The organism is Pseudoalteromonas lipolytica (genome assembly GCF_001306915.1).
GTDB lineage: Bacteria > Pseudomonadota > Gammaproteobacteria > Enterobacterales > Alteromonadaceae > Pseudoalteromonas > Pseudoalteromonas simplex.
Genome location: NZ_LJTC01000017.1, coordinates 1 through 14,431 on the forward strand (window position 1 = coordinate 1; position 14,431 = coordinate 14,431).

Annotated in this window: 16 protein-coding genes; 9 read left to right on the forward strand and 7 right to left on the reverse strand. The window is 37.9% G+C overall.

Features of this window, described 5'->3' with window-relative positions; genetic code table 11:
• The 5 genes from AOG27_RS19595 to AOG27_RS19615 all read left to right on the forward strand — a co-directional run.
• Positions 1-775 (forward strand): zinc-binding dehydrogenase (locus AOG27_RS19595; RefSeq protein WP_054554688.1); only part of this gene is annotated, 775 nt, incomplete at its 5' end.
• Between the two features lie 506 nt (positions 776-1,281).
• On the forward strand, positions 1,282-1,746 hold the full coding sequence (locus AOG27_RS19600) for a hypothetical protein (protein ID WP_054554689.1): 465 nt from the start codon (positions 1,282-1,284) through the stop codon (positions 1,744-1,746).
• A 244-nt stretch (positions 1,747-1,990) separates the two neighbouring features.
• The gene (locus AOG27_RS19605) at positions 1,991-2,398 is read left to right on the forward strand and encodes a hypothetical protein (RefSeq protein ID WP_054554690.1); all 408 of its coding nucleotides are present in this window, start codon (positions 1,991-1,993) and stop codon (positions 2,396-2,398) included.
• 83 nt (positions 2,399-2,481) lie between these two features.
• Complete coding sequence (locus AOG27_RS19610; protein WP_054554691.1) at positions 2,482-2,877, forward strand: hypothetical protein; 396 nt, start codon at positions 2,482-2,484, stop codon at positions 2,875-2,877.
• Positions 2,878-3,095: 218 nt separating this feature from the next.
• Positions 3,096-3,341, forward strand: coding sequence for a hypothetical protein (locus AOG27_RS19615; protein WP_054554692.1), 246 nt, complete (start codon positions 3,096-3,098; stop codon positions 3,339-3,341).
• A gap of 1,084 nt (positions 3,342-4,425) precedes the next feature.
• Here AOG27_RS19615 and AOG27_RS19625 read toward each other — a convergent pair.
• Complete coding sequence (locus AOG27_RS19625) at positions 4,426-5,145, reverse strand: SDR family oxidoreductase (protein WP_054554694.1); 720 nt, start codon at positions 5,143-5,145, stop codon at positions 4,426-4,428.
• A 170-nt stretch (positions 5,146-5,315) separates the two neighbouring features.
• On the opposite strand from AOG27_RS19625, the gene AOG27_RS19630 reads away from it, so the two are divergent.
• Positions 5,316-6,236, forward strand: a complete 921-nt coding sequence (locus AOG27_RS19630; RefSeq protein WP_054554695.1) for a LysR family transcriptional regulator — start codon at positions 5,316-5,318, stop codon at positions 6,234-6,236.
• A gap of 110 nt (positions 6,237-6,346) precedes the next feature.
• Positions 6,347-6,826: a zinc-ribbon domain containing protein gene (locus tag AOG27_RS19635; protein WP_054554696.1), complete on the forward strand. Its 480-nt coding sequence runs from the start codon at positions 6,347-6,349 to the stop codon at positions 6,824-6,826.
• 149 nt (positions 6,827-6,975) lie between these two features.
• Here the strand turns inward: AOG27_RS19635 and AOG27_RS19640 are convergent, their stop codons facing one another.
• The 6 genes from AOG27_RS19640 to AOG27_RS19665 form a co-directional block, all read right to left on the reverse strand.
• Positions 6,976-7,419: a ferritin-like domain-containing protein gene (locus AOG27_RS19640; protein WP_054554697.1), complete on the reverse strand. Its 444-nt coding sequence runs from the start codon at positions 7,417-7,419 to the stop codon at positions 6,976-6,978.
• Between the two features lie 184 nt (positions 7,420-7,603).
• Positions 7,604-8,542 carry a LysR family transcriptional regulator gene (locus AOG27_RS19645; RefSeq protein ID WP_054554698.1) on the reverse strand — a complete coding sequence of 313 codons (939 nt, stop codon included), beginning with the start codon at positions 8,540-8,542 and terminating at the stop codon, positions 7,604-7,606.
• Positions 8,543-8,558: 16 nt separating this feature from the next.
• Positions 8,559-10,283, reverse strand: a complete 1,725-nt coding sequence (aceK, locus tag AOG27_RS19650; RefSeq protein ID WP_054554699.1) for a bifunctional isocitrate dehydrogenase kinase/phosphatase — start codon at positions 10,281-10,283, stop codon at positions 8,559-8,561.
• A 91-nt stretch (positions 10,284-10,374) separates the two neighbouring features.
• A complete protein-coding gene (locus AOG27_RS19655; protein ID WP_054554700.1) occupies positions 10,375-10,854 on the reverse strand; it encodes a hypothetical protein in 480 nt (159 codons plus the stop codon).
• 75 nt (positions 10,855-10,929) lie between these two features.
• On the reverse strand, positions 10,930-12,423 hold the full coding sequence (locus AOG27_RS19660) for a DUF3413 domain-containing protein (RefSeq protein ID WP_054554701.1): 1,494 nt from the start codon (positions 12,421-12,423) through the stop codon (positions 10,930-10,932).
• Positions 12,424-12,428: 5 nt separating this feature from the next.
• Positions 12,429-12,641 (reverse strand): DUF1414 domain-containing protein, encoded by a 213-nt coding sequence (locus AOG27_RS19665; protein WP_054554702.1) that lies wholly within the window; start codon positions 12,639-12,641, stop codon positions 12,429-12,431.
• A gap of 63 nt (positions 12,642-12,704) precedes the next feature.
• Here AOG27_RS19665 and yejK point away from each other — a divergent pair, with 63 nt between their 5' ends.
• Entirely contained in the window at positions 12,705-13,721 is a 1,017-nt protein-coding gene (yejK, locus tag AOG27_RS19670) for a nucleoid-associated protein YejK (protein WP_054554703.1), read from the forward strand.
• 203 nt (positions 13,722-13,924) lie between these two features.
• On the forward strand, positions 13,925-14,374 hold the full coding sequence (locus AOG27_RS19675; RefSeq protein WP_054554704.1) for a DUF3291 domain-containing protein: 450 nt from the start codon (positions 13,925-13,927) through the stop codon (positions 14,372-14,374).
• The last annotated feature ends 57 nt before the right edge of the window (positions 14,375-14,431 follow it).

Sequence of the window (14,431 nt, forward strand, 5' to 3'; positions counted from 1 at the left end):
CTGTGGTAGTTGCTCTGATTGTCATTCTGGCAACCAACAAGTTTGTTCAACCCAAACGCAACCAGGATTTACACATTGGGGCTCTTTTGCCGAATATGTAGCGATTAATAATGCCGACACGAATCTAGTTCATTTACCTAGTGATATGGATTTCGCTACAGCAGCAAGCCTTGGCTGTCGCTTTGTAACGTCATTTAGAGCGGTGGTCGATCAAGGTAAAGTGAAAGCTGGGCAGTGGGTTGCTGTTCATGGCTGTGGGGGCATTGGACTGTCTGCTATCATGATAGCCAGTGCTGTTGGTGCACATGTAATTGCTGTTGATATTGCTGAAGATAAACTCGAGCTTGCTCGCTCTTTAGGAGCCGTTGCCGTAATCAACGCCAGCAAGGTTGCCGATGTAGCTGAAGCGATTATGTCACTTACCCAAGGTGGTGCACATGTTTCACTAGATGCACTTGGGCACAGTGTGACTTGTGTCAATTCAATTAAATGCCTACGCAGTTTAGGTAAACACGTCCAAGTAGGGTTACTTCTGGGGGATCAAGCTGCTCCTAATATCCCGATGGGCAAAGTCATAGCACAAGAGCTAGAAATCATTGGCAGTCATGGTATGCAAGCTTTCCGCTACCAAGACATGCTGGCTATGATGCTTTCAGGAAAGTTAGCACCTGAAAAACTAATTGGTCAGAGCATTAATCTTGAGCAATCGATAGATGCCTTAACCACAATGGATACATCAACAGTTCCTGGTGTAACTATTGTTACTGACTTTTAAGCACTGCATAGCCATCAATATTGTTTTCGATTTAGCGAAAGTAATATTGATGGCTAACTGTATAATTAGTTGAGAATCGAGCAATGTGACTGTCAGCTTTTCGCTCAAAGCCACCTTTAGAGTAATTACGTTAACTCATTGTGGGGCAGTAACGAGTCAAGCTTGATTTACGCTATTGAAACTCTCAGAATTTCGGGAAAGAGCGAACAATAAACGATGGCAAAACAACATGAATTACTCGTTAGTTAATTTGATGCTTAAAATCAATGCTTTATCTTGCTTCTATATTAAGGCTAAAAGTATTTTAGCGTGAAAATATAATTGTTAATCTAGTCAAATTTATGTGTAATGGATACATTATAAGCGCTGAGCATTACAGGGAGCTGTAGTATAAACAACACCCACTTAACTAACCGAGCATGTAGCAACTCAGCTCAACAAACTATTATGCAACGCAAACAACGTGTCGTATAAATACCATAATGTTAGGCATACAAGGAAAGTTCGTGAAAAAATCTATATTAGTGTTAATTTGTTTTCTCTTTTCTTTTACCAGTAATGCAAATGACCAATTCACTTCAGAGCAATTAATTGAGAAAGCTAAAGCATTTGTAGCGGCAAAAAATGCACGTCAACAGCCAAACACAACCACTCAAGAAATAGACTACTTTATTTCGTTACTAGCTGATGATTTCATTGATGAACACGTCAAATTTAAATTTGTTTATTCAGATAAATCAAAACTCCGTAAGGATTTGATAAGTAAGCTAAATGATGAAGTTATCTATAGTTCAATAGAAATAAATGAGATTATGGTTGGCGCTGACGTAGTTTTTGTAAAAATGACTGAATCAGGTAAAGTTAAGCCTGCTCATTTAGACAAAACTATCGAGTACAATAAAACCAATATTGTTTCACTTGAATTTAACCAATTAGGTTTAATCAAACATATCCGGCGTCATCACGGGTAATTGGAAACTAGCAAAGTGAAAAAGAATTAGGGCGTCTAAATATTGGCTAGATGTTCGTCCCTCAGTGATTTTAGCTAACATTATTACATTTCTATGATGTAGTTATGTCTTAAGTGATTAGTATAGAAATCTCTAAAATATGTTTCTTATATAGCTTTCAATGAGTATTACAGCACTGTGTATAGGCTAACGGAGCAAGGTTTGGCTAAAGTCAAAACATAAAAATTTATTTAAAGGGAATAAAGTGAACATCAAATATATGTTATTGCTCGTTATAGTTTTCTTTAGCTTAGGCTGTACTACTTCAGGTCAGCTTAATTATGTTGATACTGAAGGTAATGAAAAGCTTGCTTGTGACGAAGAGTTTATTGGTATGCCAAGTGTCGATAAATTTGCTGTTGAATATGCTTTAAGCCTTTGTGCTAAAAGTATTGTCAAAAAAGGCGGAGCGATAAAAGAAGAATATCTTTTATCAATTGATACAGCTATTCCCTTAGCTCCGTGTGAAAAGGCTTGGACACACGAACTAGCTAAGCAGCAATATAAGTCTAACAATTTAACGAAGAAAGAGTATGGGTATATAGTTGCAAATATAGATCTAGGTTTAGCTACAGTAAATAAGTGCACATCATTGTTACTCGAAAGGACGTGAAATGGTTAGCATGAACTCCTTCGTTGCTCATATAAGCCTTTTAATTTAGACCCGGTTATTAGTTCGTTGTATTGGTGAGAATCGTGCATATTGCTATAAGTTTTAAAAGTACAAAGTTTGACGTTTCAAAAGAGCGAACAAATCCAATTAATCCGATTTTTGGTGAATCACTTTTAAAGTGGTTTAAATCTGAAATTGAACCTGACTTTGACGTTACTGAACCAGATGCAGAGGATTGGGGTTGGTATAGCTATATTGATTGGAAGGGACGTCAATACATGCTTGGTGCATCTACTTATTTTGAAGAAGGGAATGATCCAAAGTCAGAACTCGAGTGGGTTTTACAAATAGATAAAAGCCGTACTTTCATTGAGAAGCTCTTTGGAAAAGCAAAAATATCTCAGACTGATGAATGTGTATTGTATTTAAAATCGAAACTAGAGTCAGAGCCTAAAATTAGCTCAGTAAGTTTTGAGTAATCGCACATAACAACCGTTGCAGTAAGATATTTTTAACGGTTGGCGTCATGTTTTCACGGAGTAGTGGTGAATTAAGGAAACTGGGATGGCGCAATTTTTAAAGCTTGCCATTGGTAGGCTTTGGAGTGAGTGTTATAACTCTGGTGATGGGTCGCTCAGCTTCACATATAAGCCAAACATCAAGCAGTCGCTGAATAGAGTATTATGAAGAAATTGTTATGGATTATATTGTTCTTTTAGGCTTTGGAATTGGCGGATTGTATATTTACTTTGCTCCAACAAAGAAGTTGTTAAAAATTGATTTTGGTTTAGCCAAAATATATTACAGGAGAGCCAAGGACAAAGGTGTTGGTTTAAATACAGCACGCGCGTATTACAACAAGCTAGGTGAAGCTTTTGTTTTTGTGTCGATAACGGGGATTTTAATAAAGCTATTCTTTGTTTTATTATCGTCAGTAACATAACAAGCTACCTAAAGAGGTAGTAAAAACTTTGCCTACGCTCCTTTATTGAGTATTTTAGCGAAGCATTTTTTGCCCCATTTAGGTGAGAATTATAAATCATGGAAGGTTTTGTGAAATTAAAAAGTTTTGACGTTTTCTTAATAATTCTTTCTTCTAACGTCTTGGCTTGAATCTCGATGGAGAGTTTAAGTTTTTATTAAAGTAAGCTTATAGCTATATGTAATCTAAAGAAATTTATGTTGATATCCCCAACAAATTGAATGATAAATAGTGTTTACCAAATTCTTGCAATGGCGTTTTACTTTCAGGAGATACAGTGAGATTTCTAGTACTTTTACTTTCATTAACTCCCTTGTTTAGCCTTGCTTGTTCGACTGAAAATACGAGTGGGTTATCAGCTTTTAAAACTCAAAGTATTTACCGTGAGATATAGCATATAGAAGTTTACTACCCTTTGGATTACGGCGACGCTCAAGCTTTTCGAGCTGAAATTTCGTTTGAAAGCAATTTTGATCAACCTGTATTAACTGTTCCCACATTTGTTAATGAACCATTAGATCTAGAACACAGTCCAGAATTGAGACCTTATAGAGTTTCAACTTTCCAGCTTGCTACTAATATGCTAGATAAAGCTTCTATAGCCATTTATTATAAGTTTCCGAAAAGAGATGATGGTTTAATAACATTTTGTATGGGACCAAGAGTGATATACATAATAAGTGACTTACCTGAAAAGCCTCTATAACAAACACATTAATAAATGAATGTTTATAGGCTAGCTTATGTTTACAGAACGTTAACTTTAGCCAGTCATAGAGCATAAAGTGTTTTATAATTTTGATGGCATTAAATGATCTAACAGTAATTTTTCTCACCTTGAGCGAGATTATTTTTCTGATTAGGGCTAGTTATAGGTTTTCGAACACTTACCGATTTTACTTTTAGTTTAGTTGATTGATTCGTTTAAAATGAAAATTACGCAATGATGAACACCCCATCAACTTGAGCCCTTGTCGATGGGATGTTTAGTTTTATTACTCAATGAGTGAATTGGCGTACATTAAACTTTTAGGTTATTGCTAGATTAAGGTTGTTGACGGGTAGGAGCAATCTGTAATTCACGAACACACACATGTTGTGGTTGCTCTTGAATAAATAGCGCAGCACGAGCGATATCATCAGCAATTAGTACTCCACCCATAGCTTTTTTCCATTCGTTGTAACCTGCTTTAATATCGTCAGATGTTGTGTGGCCAAGCAATTCTGTCTCAACGGCACCAGGGCAAATACTTGTTACGCGTACCCCAAAGTCGGCCACTTCTTCTCGAACATTTTCTGTAATTGCTGATACGGCGAACTTTGAGCCGCAATAAGCTGCATGATTAGCAAATGTCTTTTTACCAGCTATTGAACTAACGTTAATTATGGTGCCACTATTACGTTTTTTCATAGCAGGTAAAACAGCTTGCATACCATTTAGTAATGCTAAAACATTAACATCGAACATTTTTTGCCATTCAGTAGACTCTTGTGTATCTATTTGGCCTAATAACATGACACCTGCATTATTAATTAAGCACTCAACAGGGCCGTATTGTGCCTCAGCTTTTTCTATAGAATTAGAAAACGCTTCTTTATCAGTAACATCTACCTGTTCACAGATGCAATTTTGAAGATTCAAAGCCTTTAATTTTTCAACTCGTCTTGCAACAAGTAAGAGTGGGTAACCGGCTTCGCTAAAGTGCTTAGCAATAGCTTCACCAATGCCTGAACTTGCTCCAGTAATCACTACTAACTTTTTCATTTATTACTCCTCTAGGTGAATTTAAGTTTTAACTATCTATTTCTAATGATGTTTTTCTGAAGCTTATTTTATTTATTAAAGATTTGATGATATATAGTCATTAATTCACAATACTGTTTACAGATTTGAGCGAATCTATGTGGTTAAGTTGATTTTAATGGGTATAAAACATGAAAAAAGACATCAATTATGCTGATATCAATAGCTTTCTTATTTTGGTCGAAGAGGGAAGCTTTACAAAAGCAGCCAATAAATTAATGTGCTCTCGCTCACAAATTTCTAAACAACTATCTCAATTAGAGGCTGGTCTAGGTGTCAGTTTGTTAGTTAGGACGACGCGTACGCAACATTTAACACCATCTGGTGAGCTTTTTTACGATAAATGTAAAAAAGCTTTTGAGCGCATTGAACATGCTATAGATATAACATCAGATACTGCGTCACATACATCAGGTGAAATTAGAATAAATTGTGTCGGGGGGTACATTGGTGAAAATGTTATTGGCCCAATGGTTACTGATTTTATGCAGAAGTACCCACAAATTAATGTTGTGTTAGATTTTAGTAGTCGAAGAGTCGACTTAGTAGCAGGCGAATTTGATTTTGTATTCAGAATGGGAGACTTAACAGATTCATCATTAATCGCAAGAAAGTTAACTGAGCTTACAATAGGCATTTATGCGAGCCCAGAGTACATTAAAAAGCATGGAGAACCATTAAACCCAAAAGATTTAATTAATCACAAGTGTATAGCAGGTTCATTGAATACATGGACTCTATTAAGTGAGCATACAAATGAGAAGCAAGAGGTCATCGTCCAAGGTGATCTTGAGTGCAAAAATGGCAAAGTAATGGTGTATTCTGCATTGCGTGGTAATGGCATAATTCGAGTTCCAGAAGTTTACTGTAATTCGGAGTTAAATGACGGCACCTTGATCCCTGTTTTTAAGCATTGGCACCCTAAGGCAACGCCATTCTATTTGGTCTTTTTACGAGATAAACATCAACCAATGAGAATAAAAGTATTTAAAGAGTTTGTTTATAAAAACTTTATGCATTATCTAAATGGTGGCTCTGGCTCAAATTGCTAGCTCAGCTATTTTTAAGTGACATAGTTTACTGAATTTAGCAAAAGGGCTAATTGACAAGAAACTTTGGGCAACAAGACTGGTAGCTGTCAAGAATAAGGAAAGAGTTGTTTATGTCACTTTATGTAAATCATCCCCGTTATGGGTGTAAGCCGATTCGATCTGGATACCAATACTCTGTAACAGATATAAATAATTCTTATTGGCGATATAAACACGTTAAGTTTCTCGTTGGGACAGCTATACCTGCTAATACAGAGAAACAGAATTATGGGGTTTATCCGAGGGAGAAATACATTGATATAGAAGAGTTGTGTGAGGTATGTAATAGACCTTTTATTTTCTTTGCCTTGGAGCAAAAGTATTGGTTTGAGGTACTCAGATTTTATATTGATGCGCACTGCACAAAGTGTATTGATTGCCGTAAAAGTGAACAAAAAATAAACAGGTTACAAAAGTCTTATTGTGATTTAGTTACAAATAAAAACAGGACTTCAAAACAAAATGAAACAATAAAAAAATTGTTTGTAGAGTTAACTAGGCTCGGAATAATCAAACATAAAAATAACCCTAGTTTTCGAGATAAACTTTAACAATCAATTACGGAAACATTGCTACCTGGTAGATTAGACTTACGCTTAATATGGCAATTATAGGGATTTAGTTACAGAGTCTAGGGATGATATTTAACTATTCTAACAATATAAAAGCCCAGCTTAACTGGGCTTTGCACTCTCACAATTTAATGCTTTTTCATTTTACTCATTTCAGCATGACAACTTTGAATTGTCAGCAGGGTTTTTGATAACGCGGCTTCACAATCATGGGGTTGTGGCTTTTTAAGCGCGTGCTTGATTTCGGCTAGTGTTTTATCTTCAACTTCTTCAAGTTCGCTAACATAGGTGGCGTTTTTGTCGGCACCTAGTTTAGTAATTAGTGATGTATAAGCTTTACGCGCTTCTACAGCAAAGTCAGAACCATTTTCGCGCTCGCCATTTTCGTTAATAGCATAAGGTTGTAAGCGCTCAACACTTACTTTGCGAGCATCTATCATGCGTTGAAATAAGGCAATAATGCTTGGGTCGGTTACTTTTTCCTGAGCTTTTTCATAAAAATCGATACCGCTATTCATAACTTGGATGATATCTGCAATATGATGAACGTCTTGTCCTTGATGAGTATTCATAATGACCTCTTTTTGAATATTAAAAACAATGCAATTAGATACTTGCAAAGCATATTCCAGTTCATTACTTAAATATAAAGTTATTGTATTTCAGTTGGTTATTGGTTTTTAATAGGAGGATGCTGCTGATAAGCTAAGCTAACACCTTGCTTATCAGCAATAATTACAACTGGTTGGTAAAATCTTACTTAAGCTCGTCGGCTACTTCTGCAACCTTTTGGCGTAACCAAATATGGCTTGCATCACGGTGTAATAGCGGACTCCAAATCATATCGAGCTCAAACGGCGGAATAGGGAATGGCGGCTCAAGAATTTTCAGGCCCGGATCATCTAAATAAATATTTGCGGCTTTTGAAGGCAACGTTGCAACCAAGTTTTGTTCTTTCGCTAAGTGAATGGCTACGTGGTAGTTACGGGTAAAGGTGGCAATATTACGGTGTTTACCAAAGTGAGCGAGCGCCTCATCAACCCAACCTAGCTTTTGCACATCTTTAGGGTCCATACCCACACCTACACCAAAGCCTGTTTTACTTACCCAGATATGGCGGGCTTTTAAATAGCTGTCGAGGCTGAAGTCTTTGATAATCGGGTTATCTGCTTTTACTAAGCAGCAAAAGCTGTCTTTCCAAATTTGTTTGTAGTGAAACGATTGCGGTAAGTTTTCAAAGCGGTTGATAGCCATATCTACCTTACCGTTTTCAACGTCGTGGAAGGTTACATCACTTGGGGTCAAAATATCGAGTGTTGTATCGGGCGCTTCTTCGTGTAATTTACTTAATAAGCGAGGAGCAAGGGTACTTGCTGCATAGTCACTGGCCATGATACGAAAAACACGTTTACTTTGTGATGCTTCAAATTCGCGATTTGGTGCAAGTGTTTCTTCAAGGGTCATTAAAATGCCACGGATCACAGGCTGTAGCTCTTTTGCGCGCTCTGTCGGTACCATACCTTCGCTGGTACGCACTAAAATAGGGTCGTTAAATAAATTACGGAGTCTTTTTAGGCCATTACTCATGGCAGGTTGGGTAATGCTTAGCTGGTTAGCAGCTTTAGTGACATTACATTCCCTTAGTAAAGTATCTAGGTAAACAAGTAAGTTTAAATCTATTTTACTTATATTCATTGTGTGTCCTTGGTGTTTACCAATAATGGATAAATCGTTGTGCAGCAGGGTATGGATAAATGTGGCTAACTACACCTTGCTTATAATTGTATTGTGCTTGTCGCCAATAGGCTGGATCTTCAAGCTCTGGGTGTGTACTCAATAAATATTGCTTATACACTGGGTTTGCTGTCACAAAGGTACATAATTGCTCTGGAAACACATCTTGCGGTGCCACAGAGTAACTTTGCTCATTGGTTAAGTAATCATCGTACGACTTTGCTTTTGGTAAGGCGCGAAAGTTCATGTCTGTTAGGTACTGAACTTCATCATAGTCGTAAAAAATAATGCGATTATGTTTACTCACCCCAAAGTTTTTCAACAGCATGTCGCCTGGGAAAATATTTACGGCAATCATTTCTTTTAAAGCTTGGCCGTATTCTTCTATTGCTTCAAACGCTTGTTGTTCACTGGCATTTTCAAGATACAGATTTAACGGTGTCATCCGTCTTTCTATATACAAATGCTTGATGATTAGCCATTCGCCTTCAATAATCATCGAAGAGCCAATCGTTTTATGTAACTCTGCAAGTAATTTACTATCAAATCGAGCTAGTGGAAATACGACGTTCGAATACTCTATGGTATCGGCCATGCGGCCAACACGGTCATGGCTTTTTACTAATTGATAGCGTTTTAGTACGGTATCGCGGCCAAAGGGTTTGCTTTCACCAAAGGTGTCTTTAATGACTTTAAACACATAACCAAACGACGGCAGGGTAAATACCATCATTACCATCCCGGGTGTACCAGGGGCAATTACAAGCTGATCGTTTGAATGATCTAAATGACTTAAAAACTCTCGGTAAAACTCGGTCTTACCTTGTTTATGAAAACCTATGGCGTTGTATAGCTCTGCCAGGGTTTTGTTTGGCATAAGTTGATTTAAAAACCGTACTAACGCTGATGGCGCATGGGTTTCAACCATAAAATAAGCACGGGCAAAACCAAAGATAACCCGCATTTGCGATGATTTGGTGAGTAGGGCATCGAGGTATAACCCTTTGTCTTCATGGTGTAACACCGCAATAATAAATGGCTGTACGCCACTTTCTGATACCACACGGCCAACAATATAAGCCGCTTTGTTTCGGTAAAACGGGGCTTGCAGTATATCAAAGCGCATTTGCCATGCTTGGTGATGTGTATCGGGCGCTTGTTTATAAAAGGCTTTTACCAGCAAGCGAATATCGCGTTCTAAATCAACAAAGGGCGCTTTAAAGTCAAACTGATTAATAATTTTGCGTATTGTGGGTCTTAAACCATCAACAACAGGGTGGTAACTGCGGTATTCAACTTCCATTGGTAGTGCGGGGGCATCAGCAAGCGTCGCTTTTACAAAGATAAAGTCATTATTAAAATAACGACGATGAAATAAACGACAAAAAACAGAGTTGTAAAAGGTTTCGGCAAGTTCTGCCTGAGGGTGAAAGCGCAAAAATTGCTGATAAAGCTGTTTTGTTTCGAGCCAGCAGGTTTGATCTAAGGTAATAATTTGCTGTTCGTTGAGCGACTTGAGCTTAGCAATGGTTTCGTTAACCCGATCATCGTAATGGCTAATTCTGAGTTTGCTAATCTCATTTATTTTTTGCCAATCACGATGGGCAAACGCAAGTGGTGCTTTGGCTGTAATTGCTTGAAAGAGTTTATAGTGATTGCGAAACCCAGATAAAATTAACTCTGCAATGTGTTGTGGCTGCATATAAACTCCTTACTAATACCAACATAGAGCAATAACTCTATTGGTGTTAAGAATATGTTATTTATTCTTCAAACCCAATAGTAAAGTGTATTTAATTATAGCGAGCGAGTTTTTTCTCAAGTTTTGCGAGTTTTTTATTAACGCTTTTTACGTCGCGCCCGTATTGCTTGTTAATTGCTTTTAGCTGCTTGTTGATGTCTTTACTAATTTGCTTTGCTTCTTTGTCAGACAAAATTCGGTTTAAGCGCTGCTCTTGCTGGTACTGAGCTCGGTCTCGATCACGGCTTAAAATATCTAAACGGTGCTTATAGCTGCGAATTTCAGCTTCGAGGTTTCTGATAATTTGCTGGCGCTCAAGCTCGTTGAGCTCTTTAACAAAGTTTTGCGGAGCTTGTAAGTCTGGGTCGGTTACTTGAATTTTATGCTTGGTTGCACGGCTACCACAGGAGAACTCACTAAATACGGTGCCTCTGTCTGTGACACATTTATAGTATTCTGTGGTGGCAGCAAGTGATGTGTTGGTAAAACAAACTAGTGTAAGTGATATTAGATAAATGATTATGGCTTTCATGACGTCCGTGTCTCCTAATCAAATAAGGTGTCTAATATCTAAAGCTAGCTCGAAATATTGATTTATCAATAAGCGCTAGGGCGTATATCGCTTCAGCTTTTTAATGCTTTGAACTAAGAACGGAATATCGAGCCCTTGTTCAATGGCAAAGCCTTGTGCAGCTGAAATGTTTTTAAAATTACCGTCTGAATCAATCAGGGTAATTCTGTCTTTTTTAAATGCGATGAACACATTTTGCGAGTAATTAACACCGGTGTCGTCATGGCGCTTGTATAAGTTACTGCCTAACATGCTTTGTTTAGCTAGGGTTTTGCAACCTAAATAATGGCCTACGCTGGTGGCGATAATATCGCTTGGCTGAATAAGGCCTTCGGTTTGTACAACTTTTTTATCTGAGCTGTATAAACGAGAGGCTGTAACAATACCATTGCTCTGCTGTGCAAGACTAAAGGCAAACACGGCATTGGCTGATTCGCGAGCTTGTGTTGTAGCGTCTGCGCGTACAAGGCGAACCGCTGGGTTTTGGTCGTCGTTATTAATAAACTCGAATTGCTCAAAACCATTAATTTGAATTGAGCGATTATCAGCAAGCCACACAGGCAGTTGCTGTTTGTCTAGAATAGGGGCTTTGTAAAATGCTGGCAGGCCATACACTAAACTAAATAACGTATCTTCTGTTTCTACAGGTTGTAAGAACAAGTCTGTTTTACGTAGTGCTGGCTCAGTGGCAACAAATTGCTCAAGGTCAGCATTATTTTCAAATACTAAAATATCGATAGTCGCACTCGACTCAGCTTTACACTCGGCAAGTGGAGTAGGTGCTAAGTAATCGATATTATGTGGGTCAAGCCTTACATCGTGCGCTTCTTTGTAGCTTTCTAAATCAAGCAAATCGTTTTTAGCTAATAAGCTTTTTGCTGTAGTAGGGTAAGACAACGGCAATACATTATCTTGTTTAGTGATATCAAATTTTAAATTGGCATCTGCCCAAATATGAATACTGTGGCTAAGTGCAAAGCACACTAAAATAGTGCTGGTTGCATAGCGCGGGAACTTATATTGCTTTAAACGCGCTAGGTGGTGCCACGTATAGTTACTGACTAATAACTGGAACGCTAAAATTAGCAGCACAATGCCGCCCGCAAGAATCGTTGTTAATGCCGGTGAGTTTGTTAAGCGGTGCCACAACAAAGAAACGATTTCAGGTAGCGCAGACGTGTTTAAGTGATAACCCAAGTTAAAATAAACATAGGCATCAAGCGTTAAGAATGACGCGCCGAGGGTTGCAATAATGGCTGCCATCCCTCGGATATGCCGAGGGTATGGAAACACTAAACTTAATGGAAATATCGTTAAAACAAAGGCAATAAAAGTAATAAAGCTGGTGTGGCTTAACCAGGTCACGAGCATATATACATAACCCATGAAGGTAGTCGGTGCACTGTCTGCAACTAAGTAGCTTAAGCTAATAAATAGCACTAACCCTATGTTTGCAAAGGTGAACCAATGGCCCCAACTTAAAAGCTGACTTACTTTTGAAGAAAACTGACTTTGTTGCGATAAATTCATAAATCTTATTTAACCGACTGTGCTAATGCTTTTGCAAAGTTGTCGGCAACAGCTTGTCTTTTCTCTGATGGTACATGCTCTTTTAAAATATGCGTGATAGAATTTCCTAAACACATAAGGCTTAAATCAACAGGCGCTTTGTGCTCTGTTAGTACATCAATCAGCTGATCAACGATTTGTTCTACTTGGTCATTAGAATATTTTGATATGATAGGCATCAGTTGGTTCGATAAAAAGAGTTATATTCCCGTATTTTAACACCAGAGGCGTGAAAAACAAAGATGACAATAGATGTTAAAAAATTAGTCGTTCACTATGTAGACAAAAAAGATGACGATACAGATATTCATTTACGCAATGATGAGATGGTTGTTAACGATAAAGTAGCCGTTTTTATAGAGCAGCTACACCATGCATATAATGGTAAGCCAGGTAAAGGCTACTGTGCATTCAGCGGCGAGAAAAACAGCATTGTTGCTTCGGCAATGCAAAGTTACCGTAACGACGAACTTGGCTTTTGGCACATGACAGAGCAAGCAACAAATGTGCTAAAAGAAGAGTTAAATAAGTATGCCTTTAACGAAACGGGTTATTTAGTTTTTTGCCATTATCAATATGTTGCAAGTGACTTTTTGTTAATTGCGATGATCAATATTAAAGAGCATTATTCAATTACTTCTGAGCTTGATTTAGCTTCATCTCGTCACTTAGATATTTCGCGTATGCAACTAGCTGCACGTGTCGATTTAACTGCGTGGGATACACAACCAGAAGATAATCGTTATGTGTCGTTTATTAAAGGTCGTGCAGGTCGTAAAGTGGCTGACTTCTTTTTAGACTTTTTAGGCTGCGAAGAGGGCATTGATCCTAAACAGCAAAGCCAAGTTATGCTTAGTGCTGTAGAAGATTATTTATCTGAGCAACAATACGACAAGTCAGAAAAAGACGAGCTACGTAAGCAAGTTTTTGATTACTGTAATGATTGCGTAACCACAGGTGAAGATGCCAACGTTAAAGAGCTTTCTGCAACCTTATCGAAAAATGACGACAGTCCATTTGAAAGCTTCTGCCAAGAGCAAAGTTATGACTTAGAAGAGTCGTTCCCTGTTGATAAGAAAACAGTCACTAGCATGGTGAAGTTCTCTGGCATGGGCGGCGGTGTTAGCGTGAGCTTTGAACGTAAACACTTAGGTGAGCGCGTCATGTATAACGAAGCAACCGATACACTGGTAATTAAAGGTATTCCACCTAATCTTAAAGACCAGCTTCAGCGCTTTATGGAGCAAGACGAAAGTTAATTTGGCTCAAGCTTAAAGGTCTAAGTTTTAAGCGATAAGATTATAAATACTCGTTTTATAGCCCAGCACTTGCTGGGCTTTTTTATTTATAAGCAATTGTGCAAGGTGAATTTAACTAATATCAATGACGTTGCTATTGCTATATCGCTTAGTTTTAATACACTCAAGGTACACACTTCCCCGATGGCTAAGGAGAGTCATTAATGAAACTTGCCCAACTAAATATTGCTCTTGCTAAATACCCATTGGATGCCCCAGAAATAAAAGACTTTGTTGATAATCTCGATTTAATTAATGGGGTGGCTGAAAACAGTGTTGGTTTTGTATGGCGATTAAAAGACGAATCAGGCGATGCCACCAATATTAAATTGTTTGATGATCCAAATATGATAATCAATATGTCTGTGTGGGAAAGCGTTGAAGATCTCAAAAATTTTATGTTTCGCACTCACCACAGAGATTTCATGCGCAGAAAAGGTGAATGGTTTCAGCGCTTATCAGAAGGTAGCTATGTTTTATGGTGGGTTGAAGATAAGCATATTCCAACACCTCAAGAGGCATTAGAAAGGTTGCAATATCTGCGAGATAACGGCGACACACTACATGCTTTTACATTTAAAAGTAATTTTACGGCTGAAGATCTAAGAGGTTAAATCGCTATTTCATTTAATACACCGAGACTAAACGTCATTGAAATAAACTCTAATACC